The following is a 15,728-nucleotide window of genomic DNA, read 5'->3' as shown; positions in this document are numbered from 1 at the left end:
CTTTCTGAACACAAAAAAGAGGACGCAAATGCGCGCCCCTTGCATTTAACCAACTAGCCGTCAAACTTTCACGTAATCTTTCAAAGAACGGCGCAAGATTTTGCCGGTTGTATTCTTCGGTAGTTCATCCAAAAATTCGATATGCTTTGGCACTTTGTACTTTGCGAGACGTTTCTCGCAAAATGCGATCAGCTGCTCTTCAGTCACATCTGCACCTTCTTTTGCGACCACATATGCAAGAACTTCTTCACCGAAATCGGGATCTGGTACGCCGAGCACTGCTGCTTCGACGAGGTCACGATGGGTGAACAATACTTCTTCTACTTCGCGCGGATAGACATTATACCCACCAACAATGATCAAGTCTTTCTTGCGATCGACTATGTAAAAGTAGCCATTTTCGTCTTTCCGTGCGAGATCGCCTGTGTACAACCACCCGTCACGAAGGGCAGCTGCTGTTTCTTCAGGCATCTTGTAATAGCCTTTCATGACATTGTCACCTTGGACAATGAGTTCGCCCACTTGTCCAACAGGTACTTCATCTCCAAGCTCATCCACCACTTTGTTCTTCACATTCAAGATCGTTGTTCCGATTGAACCCGGAACGCGTTCACGATGTAGTGGATTAAAACATGTCACTGGCGACGCTTCCGACAAACCGTATCCTTCCGACACTTTCACTTGGAACTTCTCTTCGAAATTTTCAAGGAGTGCAACTGGAAGGGACGCCCCACCTGAAATTGCGAGTCGAATCGACGAAAAGTCTTCTCGCGTCGCTTCCGGATATTGCACCATGAAGTTGTACATCGTCGGCACACCCGCAAAGATTGTCGCTTGCTGTTCTTTCACTGCCTTGAACACTTCAGCCGGGCTGAATCTTGGCATCAGGACAATCGTTGCTCCTTTGACGAGAGGTGCATTGACAACAACAGTCAGTGCGAACACGTGAAACACTGGCAACGTTGCGATGACGCGGTCTTCAGACGAAAATCCGAGGTACTCTCCAACGTCACTAGCGTTTGAATACAAATTTTGGTGGGTCAACATAGCCCCTTTTGGACGCCCTGTCGTACCAGATGTATACAAAATGATAGCGGTTTCATTTTCATCGACAGCAACTGGCTCCATATCAGGATTTCCACTTCTAAGCACTTGGCTGAACAAGTGTGTTTTCGCTTTTGCTCCAGCAGATAATGCACTGACTTTTTCACTTGTCTCCCCAGTTGTCTCACACACAATATAATGTTCAATTGCTGGGAGGTGAACAGATGCTGCTTCAACGAGTGGAAGTAGTTGTTCAAGCGCAATGACTACTTTTGTATCGCTATCTTGCAGAATGTACGAGATTTCATCTGGTGAATAGATGGGATTTACCGGAATTGCTGTTGCGCCTAATCGCATGGTTGCATATAGCGATATAAGAAAATGTGGTGTATTGCCGAGTAACAAAGCGACGTGATCACCTTTGTTCACTCCTAGGTCTTTTAAAGCGGATGCAAATAGTGCGACCGATTGGTCAAATTCTGCGTACGATGTATCCTTACCTGTAAAGTGATAAGCTGTTTTTCCAGGCTGTGATTTAGCGGTTGCCCGGACTCTTTCTACTAAATTCATCGTAGTACCACCCTTCATAGTTGAATGAATAATCATTCATTATCATCAACTATTAGTATATAAGAAAAATTTAAATAATTCAATAGCCTATATTTTTAGATACTTTATCATCAAACTACTTTTTCACAATATTAAAAGACACCGGAAATTATTCCGGTGTCCGAATGTGAGATAGGTACCGCCATCGAATCAGGTAGAAATAAGAGATTTGTAAGACTGCAAATCCCCCCAATACAAGGGTCAGCTCTTTTACAATTGAAATTTCTGCGAGTGCATCCCAAATGACTTGAAGGGCCAAGAATGCGAACGCACTATGCACAAACGCCACTCCCCACGGTATGAAGAACTGTGGCAGCAACTGTCGATTCACAATCTTCTTTAACTCGTTATCCGTTATTCCCATACGTCGCAGCACATCAAACTGTCTGCGGTCACGGTCCAAGGTGGTATACAAACGGAAATAAACGAAACTACCTGCAGCAAGGAACAACACAGCCGCGAGCATTAATCCCAAAAACAGCAATAAGGAAAATGTTGTGCGGATGATGGAATAATTCAGTCCTGGATTGCCAAACGAAAATAGTGTTCCCGATTCGCCACCTAGTAAAATGGACTGCAATTCGTCTTCATGTAGCGCACGACCAACGTTTTTCGTCTCTTGCCAGTCTGCTATATTGAACGCGTAATAACGGAATAACGATGAATCCGAACCGCCCTCCCCTATAAGTACCCGCTCAAAGTCTGCGTCCGTCAATATGATGGCATTCGCACCAATTGCGTTCGGTGGAAATAGCTGATGCGAATACGCTCCAGAAATCTCAATATCGAGACCACTTTTTTCTAGTGATGTGTTGACTGTGCGATCTTTCAATTGGTGGTAGGATGATTCGGACTGTGGCAAGAAGAGCGCATTCCCATCCTCTATGTCAACAGCAGGATAGCCAAACGTGTAGCCGAGTGCGTTGATACTCGACAGTCGAACAATCGACACGCTCATATCAGTAAAGGATGACTTCTGTTCAAGCACTTGAAATTCAACGAGATTATAGTCGATTTTCTTCTCGTTCAACTCGTCCGTGAGCTCCCTGACATGAATCTGCTCCAGCACATTGCCTGGGTAGCTCTTGTAGACGAGTCCTAAGGGGTTAATTTCCCGGTATTGGTTGGCAAAAGAAGTGAGGGATGCGAGCAATCCGACAGACATGAACGCAAGCGTAGATACCATCGTGACGATGAAAAACATGCGCGCATTTTCTTTCAATCGGACAACACCTTCTGAGAGCGATAATAGCCAAAACGGCCGCCAATAAATGCGTTTTCGTGTCCGTAATAGCTGAATCAGATAAGGCAAGGAGTCGCTAAAGAAGAAATACGTTCCAATTACAGCCGCTGCCGGTAACATAAAAATAACCCGGATGACATACGTATGTGTTGCGTAGACAGCCATTACATACGTCAATACAAGCATTGCGATTCCAGCGAACGCACGCCATTTTGACGTCGAATACGCATCTTGCTCTGCTGCTTCTCCTTGCAGCAAATCGTACACTTCCCCCGTGCGGATGAACATCGGAGCAAGCAGTGAAATAATGATGAATAAACTCGCGAAACAACCGACTGTCAACACAAAGGGATGCCAAGTGAAATAAAGGGGCAGCTTCGGAACTTGGATGAGTTCTTTTACAATCATTAAGAAAAATTTCGAGAAGACAAATCCAAGAAACGTTCCGGCAACAATTGCAACACCTCCTATCAACATCGTTTCAAGGAAGATGAGTCGTTGGAGCTGCCGCCTTGCCATCCCGATCAATAACAAAATACCGAACTCTTTCGTCCGAGCTTGTAAAAACGCGCGCATCGAATAGAACAAGAAAAATAGTGTGAAGATGAATAACACAAATTCCGCAGTAATCATGCCACTCGTCGCAATTTCTTGAACAAAGCCCTCGTTCATCGCCGGATGGAACAACAGCATAGAGTACAGGAAAAACACCATCACCGAAAACGCACTCGCCATGAAGAAGGCTGCATAAATGCGTCGATTCCGGACGACGTTACGGTAGGCGAACTGACGAAAGGTCATTGACGTTCCCTCCGAGCAACGACAGCACGTTTAAAATCTGCTGGAAAAATGTCCGGCGCTGTTCATCTTTGTACAATTCATTGAAAAACTCACCATCTTTGATGAACAACACACGATCACAATAACTTGCTGCAAGCGGATCATGTGTCACCATAATAATCGTAGTGCCGGCGGTTTGGTTGATTTTCGATAGTAGTTCCAATACATCCCGAGCTGATTTCGAGTCGAGATTTCCTGTAGGTTCATCCGCCAGAATAAGTTCAGGCTCATGGATAAGCGCCCGTCCGACTGCTGTGCGTTGCGCTTGTCCACCAGATAATTCGTCTGGCCTTCTGGATAAAATCTCATTCAACGACAGCTTGTCGGCAAGAGCTGCAATTCTTTGTTTCATCTCCGGCACTGGCACGCGATCGAGTGTCAGCGGGAGGACCAAGTTTTCCTCAACAGTCAGCATTTGTAACAAGTTGATCGTCTGAAAGACAAATCCTAAGTGCCGTCTTCTGAATAACGCAAGGTCGTTCTGATTGAGGGTTTCGGGTTCAATCCCATTCACCGCAATCCTTCCATACGTTGGCAAGTCAATTGTTGAAATAAGATTGAGCAATGTCGTTTTACCGCTTCCAGATGGCCCCATAATCGCAATGAACTCGCCTTCTTCCGCTTCAAAATCGAGACGATTCAACGCTCGATGCATCACTTTGCCTTCATAGATTTTCGTCACTTCCGATAACTCGACGATTTTGCGTGCCATCGTTCTCTACCGCCTCTCCATTTGAAAACAACACAGACACCGCTGTCCCTTCGCCCAGTTTCGACTCAATTGTCAACGCGTGTCCAAGTCGTCCGCATACTTCAGATGCGATATACAATCCCATCCCTGTCGATTCTCCAGTTTTCCGACCGTTTTCTCCAGTGAAAAACGCACGAGTCACTCGCTTCACATCCGTTTCAGGTATACCAATTCCTTCATCCTTTACGGTCAACTGGATGCCTTGCTCCGTTCTATCAGCGGTCACGTACACTTTTTTCCCTTTTTCAAACGTATACTTCACCGAATTTGTTATAAATTGTCCAAGTATGACTTTTATCCATTTCGGGTCGGTGGCGACGACAAATTCCGGATCCACACGAATTTCAGGAAACACTCCATTTGTGATGAACAGCCGCTTATGCTCTGTCACCACTTGTCGAACTAGGTCCTCCAATACAATCCGCTCAATTCTCATATCATCTTCAAATGTCTCGAGTCTTGCATTGACGAGCACCGCATCTAGCCCATCCTGTAATCTGTCGAGCTCTTCATGGAAACTTTTCCGGTCGATTTCCTCTTCTTGCAAGAGCAAGCCAAGAACTGAAATCGGTGTTTTCATCTGATGGACCCATTGGTTAATGAAATGCAATTGCCGTTGTTGCGCAGCGTCAAGCTTTTGAACATCACTATGATAGAGTCTATACAATTTACGCATATATTGTGCCGTCAACCGGTGTTCCGGCGTTTGTGGTCGACCGATTAACGCATCTTCCATACGCCCCGGGTCTCGCTCAAACACTTCATAAAACGATCGTCGTGTAATGAATTTCGCGAGTAAGTAGCCAATGGACAACATAATCCCCATCAATATTGCATACACGGCTGTGCTCCAGTCGCGAGCACCATCGAGCCAAAAAAGGAGGACGATAAATAGCAGCAAGACAAGCTGAAACAATAAAAATGAGGCATGTTCTTTTATAAATAATTTGTACTTATTCATACATCGTCAGTCGCTAGTACAAATCGGTAACCAGCTCCGCGAACTGTATCGATTGTTGAAAGAATATCAAAATCCGCCAGTTTTTTTCGAACACGAGCAATGTTGACATTCAATGTATTTTCATCTACAAACGACTGATCGTCCCAAAGTTCTTCGAGTAAAGTCTCTCGGGATACCACTTTCGGTGCCGCCTCCATCAACAACTCCAGAATAATGCATTCCTTTTTCTGAAGTGGAACAATGGTGTCACCCGACTGGAGTTCCATTCTCTCTGCAAACAGCGTCAACGCCCCTGCTTTTACAATTCGTTCCGACTGCGCAGGAGCATATTCGCCGAACGATCGACGTAGGTGACTTCTGATTTTTGCTAAGACGACGTCATAGTGAAAAGGTTTAGTGATGAAATCGTCTCCGCCATTTTCAAGTGCAAACACTTGGTCCATATCACCCGAGCGCGCGGAAATAAAAAGAATTGGACATGTCGTTTGAGTCCGCAACTGACGGCACCAATAATAGCCGTCGTATGTTGGCAAGTTGATGTCGAGTAATATTAGGTGCGGATCGAACGACAGACACTCATCTGAGATTTGATCGAAATCCTCCGCAACGGCTACGTCATACTGGTATTTCCGCAGTGTGTCTGCAAGCAATTCGGCGATTTTACGATCATCTTCCACGATAAAAATACGATGTTTCTCCATAGATCCGCGCCCCCTTTACAAGTAGTTTCAGTATACCGTAAATCCTCTCCATTCGCCTTTCTCACACATATGAAAAACAGGCTCCTCTCCCCGATTGGGCAGAAGGAACCTGTTTGGATATCAGTAAATCAAATTCACGAATTCTTCTTGTGTAATACCACCGAGTAACTTCGGAATATCGAGATTGCTGACTGCAGTTGTAATCGACTCGCGATCATACTGACAATTGACGAGACGATCTTCAATCTCTGTGACACTGCCAATTCCGAAGAAGTCACCAAAAATATGTACTTCGTGGATTGTCCCTTTTTCAACTTGCAGTCGAACATCGATGCTACCTACCGGGAAGCGATGTGAGTGCTGTACGTTACATTTCGGAGAACGCCCATAGTTCCAATCCCAGTTGCCATAACGCTCTTTGGACAATTGGTGAATGTTCTTCCAGTCTTCTTCGGTTAATTCTTTGTACTGAATTTTTTCTTCCCCGCCAAAGATTGAATTTAAGATCTCCATACGGAATTGTTCAATGGTCATCGGCTTATCCATGTGCTCAGAAATATTCGTGACACGACTGCGAATCGATTTAATCCCCTTGGACTCGATCTTATCTTTCTTCACACGTAATGAATTGACGACTTCTTCGATTTCAGTGTCAAACATGAGCGTCCCATGGCTGAACATGCGGCCTTGAGTTGCAAACTGTGCATTTCCTGAAACCTTTTTACCGTCGACGAGTAAGTCGTTGCGACCAAGTAACTCTGCTTTCACACCCATTTTAGCGAGTGCTTCCACTACAGGCTCCGTAAACTTTTTAAAGTTACGGAACGATTGGCCATCATCTTTTGTGATGAAGCTAAAGTTCAAGTTCCCTTTGTCATGGTACACTGCGCCACCACCAGAAAGTCTGCGAACGACATGAATCCCGTTTGCATCGACGTACTCTGTATCAATTTCTTCAATTGTGTTTTGGTTTTTCCCGATAATGATGGAGGGTTCATTGATATAGAACAGAAGATAAGAATCCTCATCAGTATCCATTGTATTGAGTACGTATTCCTCAATCGCTAAGTTAATACGCGGATCCGTAATGCCTTGGTTATCTACAAAACGCATGCTAGTCTCTCCTTTTTATGAATCTTATAGTGCCATTTTAACATAACTTGTATTGTGAGAGACAGGAGTAGCCTACATCTGTTCGTGAATAAATAGACTGAGCAACACATGTGAAAATGGAACCATTTTTCTAAATTGTTCAAAAATTATTGACAGACCGACATCTGTTATAATACACTATTACTAACAAGTCGAAGTGCTAGTACAAAGGAGCTGAAGAGCAAATTTTTTTGTCGCCTCTGTTGCATAACACTCGTCACTGGACAAGGTAGTACTACTACAAATTGAATGGAGCGGATGAGAAATGATTGAAAACGTTGTGGAATTTTTTAAGAATTTGCCTCCGAAACAGTGTGTTACTTGCGGTGAACAGATGGAAGAACAACATGAGTGCTATCAAACAAAATGCCCATCGTGCTCAGAATAACGAGCTGCTGTTATAGGTGAGATTGATTGGCTGCTACAGAACGTCAGTACAGACTGGCTTCTGTAGCAGTTTTTTTGTGCGATTAGGCGTAGGAAAGATTAGACGGTGTTGATTTCTGCTTCGGATGGACGCTTTCCGAGGGGCTTGAACTCAGCCGCTTCCTTCGCTTTGCTCAGTCCAGGGTCTTCAATCTTCGCTGATCCCTCCGGAGTCGCCATCCTGCGCTGAAATCAACGTATCATTGTTAACTTTAGTTGTTCCCATTGTCATAATGAGTACATGAGGATACTCCCTCCATATCACTCCCTCACAAAAATCAAGCGAAGCGCTACCAATTAAATCCTTAAAGTCGGTGAATTGTGTCCCGTTATCGAGAAACTCTGCTAAGTGATGAAGAAACATGTTCTTATGTCGGAGAAACCACTCAAAGTGTCGGGGAATCACTACATACTGTCGGAGAATACAAAAAGGATGACGTGCGATGGAATAGCCTTCACTAAAACAAGCGAAGCGCTACCAATTAATCCCTTAAAGTCGGTGAATTGTGTCCCGTTATCGAGAAACTCTGCTAAGTGTCGGAGAAATTACTCGAAGTGTCGAAGAAGTTCATAACTTTGATCGAGAAATCCCCATAAGTGATCGACAACCACTGCTGAGTGTCCGACAACGTCCAAAACCTCCCTTTCTACCTGATGAGCAAACAAAAAATCCCTCACACATGCCAAAATCGGCTGTGTGAGGGGTTTCAAACAAATCAATTCAAGCGAGTCAATCGCTGCATGACGCTTTCTGCAGCTGATTTTCCTTGGTCGATGCAGTCTGGTAAGCCGACGCCTTCGTACGATGCGCCTGCTAGCTCAACATCTGGAAATTCTGCGCGTAATTGTTCTTTGGCGTCAGCGATGAGTTTTTTATGACCGACCCGGTATTGCGGTCGATCATCTTTCCAGCGTGTGACGATGGAGAACTCAGGGGCTTCATTAATTTCGAAGATTTTCCGCAAATCCGCAAGAACGATTTGTTCGATTTCATCGTCTGGCAAATCGACGATAGCTTCTTCACCGATTCGTCCAACAAATGCGCGCAACAGTACTTTTCCATCCGGTGTCGTTGTCGGCCATTTACGGTTCAACCACGTGCATGCGGTAATGGAATAGTCGCCACTGCGTGAGACAAGGAAGCCAGTTCCTTCCTTATCTTGGACAACAGCACTTTCCGGGAATGCGAGTGTAATCGTCGCAACGGATGACGTTTTAATCTCTTCCAGTTCCTGCAAAATGCCATGCGGCTCGAATAATTGACGAGCGACTGCATGCCCCGTAGTGAGGACAACTGCATCCGCTTCGATTACAGAACCTTCGTTGAGCGTAACGAAGGTCCGACCTTCTTCTTTTTCGATTTTCTCGATTCGGACACCTTTGATGAAATTCACTTCAGGCAATTGTTCCTCCAGCGCCTCCACAATTGTTTCAAGTCCATTACGGAATGTATGGAACGCCCCTTCTTTCTTTGCAGCATGCCCTTTGTTCGGCAACTGTTCAGGCTTCGGTTGCGTTTTCTTCATGCCTAGGATGAGACTTCTGTGTTTTTCTTCCACACTGACAAATTGCGGGAACGTTGACTCCATGCTCATGTGGTCAATGTCACCTGCATAGACTCCAGAGAGTAACGGTTCAATCAGGTTATTCACGACCTCATTTCCGAAACGACGGCGGAAAAAGGCACCTAGTGACTGATCGCCTTTAATATCGGAGCGCGGTAAGAAAATATCCCCCGCTGCACGCAGTTTACCTGTCAATGAAAACAGGTTACTTTTGAGAAAAGGTCCGATTTCTGTCGGAACACCCATTATCGAACCACCCGGAATCGGATGCAATTCATCGTTCAGTAATACATACGATTGTCCCGTTGCATTTTTTACGAGCTGATCAGCGATGCCGAGCTCTTGCGCAAGTCGGTCCATACTTTTTTTTCGTATCAAAAAGGAATCTGGACCGCGTTCTATAATATAGCCGTTGCGTCGGACAGTCTGGATCTTACCACCAAGTCGGTTGGTTGCTTCGACAAGAATAATATCGATGGGAAGATTCTGCTCCCGGATTTGTTGCTGCATGTAGAATGCCGCAGATAGACCCGTGATGCCGCCCCCCGCAATGACAACTTTTTTACGCTGTTCGTCCATTGCCTTCACACGTCCTTTTCAAAACTTACTTGTTACTTTTTCAATCACTGCGTCCGCAACTGCTCCGATAAAGAGTGGATCTGTATTTGGCATCGCAGGTCTGTGGTACGCTGCGCCGATTTCGTCACAAACCACTTTACATTCATAGTCATTATCAAAGAGTACTTCGAGGTGATCTGAAACAAAACCTACTGGTGTATAGACAAATGACGTATACCCTTTTTTCTCGTTTAATTCACGTGTTAAGTCTTGTACATCTGGCCCAAGCCATGGCTCGCCTGTCTGTCCTTCACTTTGCCAGCCGACAGCGTATTCTTTAACATCTGCTGCTTCTGCAAGGAGTTTAGCCGTTTCTTCCAGCTGATCGGGATATGGATCGCCAGCTTCACGGATTTTTTGTGGAAGTGAGTGTGCTGAGACTACAAGAACCGACTTTTCGCGTTCTGCATCGCTCATGCTGTCGAATGTTTCACGAATCTTCTCTTCCCAATACTTCAAGAACTTCGGCTGTTTGTACCAGCTTTCAACAGAAGTGACGGAAATTCCGTATTTGTCTGCTTCTTCTTTCGCACGTGTATTGTATGATTTCACAGAGAATGTTGAATAGTGAGGAGCTAGTACAACAGTTACCGCTTCTTTGATTCCGTCTTTATCCATCTGTGCCACGGCTTCTTCAATGAATGGCGTAATGTGTTTTAGACCAATATATAGTTTGAACTCAATCTCATCTTGAGCTTGGTTCAACGCATCACAAAGTGCTTGTGCCTGACCTTCTGTGATGTGAGCAAGTGGAGAAATTCCACCAATGGCTTCATAACGATTCTTCAAATCTTCAAGTTGCTCCGGTGCAGGTTTACGTCCGTGGCGGATATGTGTGTAGTATGGCTCGATATCCTCTTCCTTGTAAGGCGTTCCGTAAGCCATTACTAAAAGTCCCATTGTGCGTTTTCCCATGTCATTCACCTCAAGATTAGTTTTTATGTGCTCGTAGTTCTGCACTGTACGTGTGAACCAGTTCAGTTAGTTTCTTCAGCTTGGCAGGTTCGATTTCTGGGAATACTCCATGCCCCAAGTTAAAGATGTGGCTGCCGTGTGCAACCCCTTGTTCAATAATCGTTTTTGCACGTTCTTCAATGACGGACCAATCCGCGAGCAACAATGTAGGGTCAAGATTTCCTTGTAGTGGTTTTGTTAATCCGCGTTGACCCGCTTCTTCTATCGAGAGTCTCCAATCCAAACCTACGACATCGACAGGAAGGTCATGCCACTCGTTTGCTAGGTGACTTGCACCTACTCCAAACGTGATCAATGGAACATTTAATTTGCGTAGTTCTGTGAAAATACGCTCCATGACAGGCTTGATGAAAATACGGTAGTCCGATACATTCAGCGCACCTACCCAAGAATCGAACAGTTGAATCGCAGACGCACCTGCTTTAACTTGTGCAGTGACATAGGTAATCATTGTGTCCGCAAGTTTGTCCATGAGTGCGAACCAAGCTTGAGGCTCTGATACCATAAGTGCTTTTGTACGTGCATAGTTTCTTGAAGGACCGCCTTCAATCATGTAGCTCGCAAGTGTGAATGGTGCTCCTGCAAAACCGATGAGAGGTACATCCAATTGTTCTTCCGTTAGGATGCGAATCGTTTCAAGAACAAATGGAATATCATCTTCCGGATGCATTGCTGTCAATTTCTCGATATCTGCGACTGATTTAATCGGATTCGAGATAACAGGCCCTACTCCAGCTTTAATCTGAACGTCGACGCCCATTCCCGGAAGTGGTGTGACAATATCTTTATATAAAATTGCAGCGTCGACTCCATATTGGTCGACAGGTAATTTTGTAACGTAGGCACACAATTCAGGTTGGTGCGTAATCTCTTCAAGTGAGTACTTTTCCTTGATTTTCCGATATTCTGGCTGTGATCTTCCTGCCTGACGCATATACCAAACTGGTGTGTGATCAATATGTTCTCCACGGGCAGCTCTCAGAAGCGTATCATTTACTATAGACATGAACAAATTCCCCCATTCTCTGTTTACCGAACTGAATTATGCATTTCACGAGTAGCTTATCGTTTTCAATATAGACGTAAACTGTTGGGATGTATAGCAATACACACCCATTGTCATAAATTTGTGCCACATTCCGTCATTGTTTTGACATGGTTTGTTTTAGGAGCAGGATTCGGGGAAATAACTGAAGAAGAGTATAATTTGATTAGACTAGCCAAGGAGGGTATCAATAATGAAAAATTTATACATTACACGAGGTACTCCAGAATTCATGGAGAAGGTCAAAGAGAAATACGCCGGAGAAAACATGATTCTAATGCATGGTAATGGGTCTTCTCAACTCCTACACGAAACAACAGGAAAAACGGTTTTCCAAACACCACAGCGATATGAAGTCATTGAAGAAATGGGGCAGCTCCAGGAACATGGATTTTTTGCACTAAACAACATATCCGTTTCCGACGAAGGGAAACCCATTTTTGAAGAACGTTTCAAAAGAGATCATTTAGCTATGAAGGACACTTCAGGTTTTATCGCTTTTCGATTACTAAGATCTATCGATTCAGATACGTACATCATTTTAACAGAGTGGGAAGATAGCCAATCATTCGATTTGCATAAGAACACCCCTGCCTTTTCAGCTGCATATGATACTACAAAAAGGGATATCGTCGCTGGTCCTTCAGTTCATATCTTCTCAAGCGCACCTTATATTACATTATTTAGTTCACTCCAAACTCATGATACGGAATAATAATTCCAGAGAGGCCTTGTGCCTCTCTTTTTGTTATCAAACAATTGCGAGTTCTAAAACACACTGATATACTGGATACCATATTCGAAAAAGGAGATGTCTTTAATGAATGAAAAACTTTATACACTACTCGACAACTCTTTTGATGACATGGTCGACGTGCGACGTTATTTACACCAGCATCCAGAAGTGTCATTCCACGAAACAAATACAGCACAATATATCCAAGATTTCTATACGAAATTAGGGGTGGAGTTTAGGAGCAACGTTGGCGGAAACGGAGTTGTCGCTCGTATTGAAGGTGGAAAACCCGGTAAAACAGTTGCACTTCGAGCTGATTTTGACGCACTGCCAATCCAAGATCAAAAAGACGTATCTTACAAATCAACCGTTCCTGGTGTCATGCACGCTTGCGGTCATGATGGTCACACATCCACTTTGCTTCACCTTGCTAAAGCAATCAATGAACTCAAAGGTGAACTCGCCGGTACATACGTCTTCATCCACCAACACGCTGAAGAATATGCTCCAGGTGGCGCTATCTCGATGATTGAAGATGGTTGCTTGGACGGTGTCGATGTTATTTTCGGTACTCACTTATGGTCAATGATGGAACCGAACACAATTCAGTACGTAAGCGGTCCAATTATGGCAGCCGCAGACCGTATCGAAATTACAGTTCAAGGCGCTGGTGGTCATGGTGCTTCTCCTCACCAAACAAAAGATGCAATCGTGATTGCCTCCCAACTTGTAACTAACTTCCAACAGCTTGTCTCTCGTCGTGTCGATCCGATTGAGTCCGCCGTGCTTTCGATTGGCTCTTTCGTATCTGACAATGCGTTCAACATTATCGCCGATCAAGCCGAGCTCAAAGGAACCGTGCGAACGTTTTCTCCTGAAATTCGCGATCTCATGGAATCAGAGATCCAAAGAATCGCTGAAGGAACCGCTCATATGAACAACTGTGAAATCAATGTTACTTATACACGTGGCTACCCAGCTGTTGTAAATCACGAAAAAGAGACAGCATTTTTGCGTGATGTTGCCAAAGAAGTCCCGGGAGTAAAAGAGGTTGTTCAAACAATCCCTCAAATGGGCGGAGAAGACTTCGCGTACTACTTGGAAAAAGTTCCAGGAACGTTCTTTTTTACAGGTGCACAACCCGAAAACGCATTTCCTCATCATCACCCGCGATTCGACTTTGACGAATCCGCAATGCTAACTGCTGCCAAAACACTCGGTGCAGCCGCTCTTACTTATCAAAATTAAAAACTATCTACTCTGCAACTCTGCTGCATATCTTGATGCCTTTTTCGCCAAAGGTCCTCAAGAAGTGGCAAGTTCAGAGTTTTTTTATTTTTTTCTGATTATTTATTTTCAACTGATTGCTTTCCAATATTTATCCTTTATAATAGGAGTTATTACTTATTAAGTAGGAGTGACTTGGATGCATTCACGAAAAAATGCCGAAAATTACCTCATCAATTCAGATACGTTTGTGTTACAACCGATTCGAGAGGACTACAAATTATCGACTCGTGTAATTGAGCGTAATGCCGAATTTGAACTTCCTAAAAAACCGATTCAAATTGTCAAAAAAACGTGTGAACTTTATGGAGCTTCGTTAAAAACACGTACCTTGACTGCGCGCCATGCCCTGGGCAATCGCCATAAAACGCCTATTGTTGTTGCACATGCGTTTGACACTCCTTATATCTTTTTGCCTACCATGTCACCGAATTCAGAAGAGAACATTTGGATTTCCTACCAGGCAATTGTTGACTTTCAGGAAGAGAATGTCGGGTGTTCCATTTTACTGGAGAATGGTTATAAAGTGAGAGTAAACGTATCTACACCGACTATGTGGCGTCAGTTCGCTTTTGCTGCTTTACTTGAACGGGACTTTGCCAAAAAACAATTTTTGCTACACAGACCGAGAACGTACCTTGCACAAGAAGGCTCGTTTAGATACCCGGTTGCCGAAGATACTGAGTGAGCAACTCCTCCGTTCGATTACGTAAGCGTACATTCAAGTATCTTCGACAGTCCTGTTGGTGGTCGTGGACAAAAATATATTCTGTGAAAATATCATCCATTTTCCCCCTCACCACCGATAAATGATTCATACGCAAATATCCAGCCGTATTTCCAAGCTCTTTGTGTACGCGTTTTGCGACATCATCCACGAGCCCCAAGTACGGTTTTTTCAACTTGAATTCCCCTTGCTGTATTAACAATCGATCTCTCTCCAAAATCGTTAAAATCATCGGTAAGTAGATCATATTTTCTAGATAAGGGATAACTTCTGTTTTCAAGGCTGTCATTTCTCCACCTCCACATAACGAACATTTGTTCTTATTCATATCTTATGACACACGAAGAAAAAATGCAACTAAAAAACAGTGGATCAGAAGGCAATTTGCCATCGCTCTGATCCACTGCTTGAAATAGGATTTTATTCTTTTGGTTCCTGATCACCTATGTAGTGAACTGATTTTACTCTCCAATTGCCATCCTCGTTTGCCATTACAGTAACTTGGCGCCCTACGTTTACATCTTGTTCTTCGCTTTCCTTATCTTTTATTGCGGTTTCCATTGACGTGAATACTTGCGCTTCTGTATCGGAATACTTCACAATTGTAATGTCTTCTGGAGTTCGCGTCAGTACATGAGTAGCAAGCAATTCTTCAGTCGCTGCCCGCTCTTCATCCACATTATAGCCATCTTCAGAAAGCGTTTCAAGGTACGCATCCACGTCTCCTGCATTCAATGTATCGATATATCGATTAAAAGCTTCTACAATGGCTTCTTTTTGCTCTGTAGGAACGTTGGCAGCTTCTTCGATACTGCCTCCCTCTAGACTGAAGCCTACATCAATGCCATCTTCGCCTGATTCATCTTTCGACCCTTCTTTTTTACCATTTTCTGTAACTCTGTGGTCAATCGAACCATTTTCGTTAGTCTGTTCACCATCGTCAATCGAACCAGAATTCTTTTGAGTGTTGTCATCATCTCCACTGCAAGCGCTTAGCATAAGAGCTAACGTTGCCATTCCGACGAGTCCTGTAATTTTCTTCATAAGC

General features: G+C 44.0%; 15 protein-coding genes. 4 read left to right on the top strand and 11 right to left on the bottom strand.

From position 1 onward, the window contains the following. Positions 1-60: 60 nt before the first annotated feature. From N693_RS0116805 to N693_RS0116780, 6 genes are all read right to left on the bottom strand, one after another. The gene (locus tag N693_RS0116805) at positions 61-1,614 is read right to left on the bottom strand and encodes a fatty acid--CoA ligase family protein (protein ID WP_025785992.1); all 1,554 of its coding nucleotides are present in this window, start codon (positions 1,612-1,614) and stop codon (positions 61-63) included. Positions 1,615-1,762: 148 nt separating this feature from the next. Then, positions 1,763-3,697, bottom strand: coding sequence for an FtsX-like permease family protein (locus N693_RS0116800; protein ID WP_025785991.1), 1,935 nt, complete (start codon positions 3,695-3,697; stop codon positions 1,763-1,765). Continuing rightward, positions 3,669-4,448: an ABC transporter ATP-binding protein gene (locus N693_RS0116795; protein ID WP_025785990.1), complete on the bottom strand. Its 780-nt coding sequence runs from the start codon at positions 4,446-4,448 to the stop codon at positions 3,669-3,671. The genes N693_RS0116800 and N693_RS0116795 overlap by 29 nt, the downstream gene beginning before the upstream one ends. Further along, positions 4,402-5,448, bottom strand: coding sequence for a HAMP domain-containing sensor histidine kinase (locus N693_RS0116790; protein ID WP_025785989.1), 1,047 nt, complete (start codon positions 5,446-5,448; stop codon positions 4,402-4,404). The genes N693_RS0116795 and N693_RS0116790 overlap by 47 nt, the downstream gene beginning before the upstream one ends. After that, a complete protein-coding gene (locus N693_RS0116785; RefSeq protein ID WP_025785988.1) occupies positions 5,445-6,149 on the bottom strand; it encodes a response regulator transcription factor in 705 nt (234 codons plus the stop codon). Before N693_RS0116785 ends, N693_RS0116790 begins: the two co-directional genes overlap by 4 nt. A gap of 120 nt (positions 6,150-6,269) precedes the next feature. Further along, positions 6,270-7,262, bottom strand: a complete 993-nt coding sequence (locus N693_RS0116780; RefSeq protein WP_025785987.1) for a lipoate--protein ligase — start codon at positions 7,260-7,262, stop codon at positions 6,270-6,272. Between the two features lie 304 nt (positions 7,263-7,566). Between N693_RS0116780 and yhfH the strand changes: the two genes are divergently transcribed. Next, positions 7,567-7,689, top strand: a complete 123-nt coding sequence (gene yhfH, locus N693_RS20045; RefSeq protein ID WP_081760271.1) for a protein YhfH — start codon at positions 7,567-7,569, stop codon at positions 7,687-7,689. Positions 7,690-8,443: 754 nt separating this feature from the next. Here yhfH and hemY read toward each other — a convergent pair. From hemY to hemE, 3 genes are read right to left on the bottom strand one after another with little or no spacing between them, the layout of a single operon-like run. Further along, complete coding sequence (gene hemY / locus N693_RS0116770; protein ID WP_025785985.1) at positions 8,444-9,871, bottom strand: protoporphyrinogen oxidase; 1,428 nt, start codon at positions 9,869-9,871, stop codon at positions 8,444-8,446. 18 nt (positions 9,872-9,889) lie between these two features. Further along, positions 9,890-10,825: a ferrochelatase gene (hemH, locus tag N693_RS0116765; protein ID WP_025785984.1), complete on the bottom strand. Its 936-nt coding sequence runs from the start codon at positions 10,823-10,825 to the stop codon at positions 9,890-9,892. Positions 10,826-10,841: 16 nt separating this feature from the next. Further along, a complete protein-coding gene (hemE, locus tag N693_RS0116760; protein WP_025785983.1) occupies positions 10,842-11,891 on the bottom strand; it encodes a uroporphyrinogen decarboxylase in 1,050 nt (349 codons plus the stop codon). A 232-nt stretch (positions 11,892-12,123) separates the two neighbouring features. Here hemE and N693_RS0116755 point away from each other — a divergent pair, with 232 nt between their 5' ends. The 3 genes from N693_RS0116755 (at position 12,124) to N693_RS0116745 (ending at position 14,641) form a co-directional block, all read left to right on the top strand. Continuing rightward, positions 12,124-12,645, top strand: a complete 522-nt coding sequence (locus N693_RS0116755; protein WP_025785982.1) for an antibiotic biosynthesis monooxygenase — start codon at positions 12,124-12,126, stop codon at positions 12,643-12,645. A gap of 105 nt (positions 12,646-12,750) precedes the next feature. Next, complete coding sequence (locus N693_RS0116750) at positions 12,751-13,914, top strand: M20 family metallopeptidase (RefSeq protein WP_025785981.1); 1,164 nt, start codon at positions 12,751-12,753, stop codon at positions 13,912-13,914. Positions 13,915-14,092: 178 nt separating this feature from the next. Then, positions 14,093-14,641, top strand: a complete 549-nt coding sequence (locus tag N693_RS0116745; protein ID WP_025785980.1) for a competence protein ComK — start codon at positions 14,093-14,095, stop codon at positions 14,639-14,641. Here the strand turns inward: N693_RS0116745 and N693_RS0116740 are convergent. Together N693_RS0116740 and N693_RS19460 are read right to left on the bottom strand one after the other, a co-directional pair. Next, complete coding sequence (locus N693_RS0116740) at positions 14,610-14,969, bottom strand: hypothetical protein (RefSeq protein ID WP_025785979.1); 360 nt, start codon at positions 14,967-14,969, stop codon at positions 14,610-14,612. The two genes, N693_RS0116745 and N693_RS0116740, sit on opposite strands and share 32 nt — an antisense overlap. A gap of 131 nt (positions 14,970-15,100) precedes the next feature. Then, complete coding sequence (locus N693_RS19460; protein WP_025785978.1) at positions 15,101-15,724, bottom strand: nuclear transport factor 2 family protein; 624 nt, start codon at positions 15,722-15,724, stop codon at positions 15,101-15,103. Positions 15,725-15,728: the final 4 nt, after the last annotated feature.

Source organism: Sporosarcina sp. D27 (assembly GCF_000586555.1).
Classification (GTDB): domain Bacteria; phylum Bacillota; class Bacilli; order Bacillales_A; family Planococcaceae; genus Sporosarcina.
Note: the sequence above shows the minus strand (reverse complement) of the source record. Positions and strands in the feature narration are given on the sequence as shown.

What these genes read in the sequence shown, in the direction of transcription:
- N693_RS0116805 (WP_025785992.1), bottom strand. Translation starts at nt 1,614, where the DNA reads ATGAATTTAGTAGAAAGAGTCCGGGCAACCGCTAAATCACAGCCTGGA.
- N693_RS0116800 (WP_025785991.1), bottom strand. Translation starts at nt 3,697, where the DNA reads ATGACCTTTCGTCAGTTCGCCTACCGTAACGTCGTCCGGAATCGACGC.
- N693_RS0116795 (WP_025785990.1), bottom strand. Translation starts at nt 4,448, where the DNA reads ATGGCACGCAAAATCGTCGAGTTATCGGAAGTGACGAAAATCTATGAA.
- N693_RS0116790 (WP_025785989.1), bottom strand. Translation starts at nt 5,448, where the DNA reads ATGAATAAGTACAAATTATTTATAAAAGAACATGCCTCATTTTTATTG.
- N693_RS0116785 (WP_025785988.1), bottom strand. Translation starts at nt 6,149, where the DNA reads ATGGAGAAACATCGTATTTTTATCGTGGAAGATGATCGTAAAATCGCC.
- N693_RS0116780 (WP_025785987.1), bottom strand. Translation starts at nt 7,262, where the DNA reads ATGCGTTTTGTAGATAACCAAGGCATTACGGATCCGCGTATTAACTTA.
- yhfH (WP_081760271.1), top strand. Translation starts at nt 7,567, where the DNA reads ATGATTGAAAACGTTGTGGAATTTTTTAAGAATTTGCCTCCGAAACAG.
- hemY (WP_025785985.1), bottom strand. Translation starts at nt 9,871, where the DNA reads ATGGACGAACAGCGTAAAAAAGTTGTCATTGCGGGGGGCGGCATCACG.
- hemH (WP_025785984.1), bottom strand. Translation starts at nt 10,825, where the DNA reads ATGGGAAAACGCACAATGGGACTTTTAGTAATGGCTTACGGAACGCCT.
- hemE (WP_025785983.1), bottom strand. Translation starts at nt 11,891, where the DNA reads ATGTCTATAGTAAATGATACGCTTCTGAGAGCTGCCCGTGGAGAACAT.
- N693_RS0116755 (WP_025785982.1), top strand. Translation starts at nt 12,124, where the DNA reads ATGAAAAATTTATACATTACACGAGGTACTCCAGAATTCATGGAGAAG.
- N693_RS0116750 (WP_025785981.1), top strand. Translation starts at nt 12,751, where the DNA reads ATGAATGAAAAACTTTATACACTACTCGACAACTCTTTTGATGACATG.
- N693_RS0116745 (WP_025785980.1), top strand. Translation starts at nt 14,093, where the DNA reads ATGCATTCACGAAAAAATGCCGAAAATTACCTCATCAATTCAGATACG.
- N693_RS0116740 (WP_025785979.1), bottom strand. Translation starts at nt 14,969, where the DNA reads ATGACAGCCTTGAAAACAGAAGTTATCCCTTATCTAGAAAATATGATC.
- N693_RS19460 (WP_025785978.1), bottom strand. Translation starts at nt 15,724, where the DNA reads ATGAAGAAAATTACAGGACTCGTCGGAATGGCAACGTTAGCTCTTATG.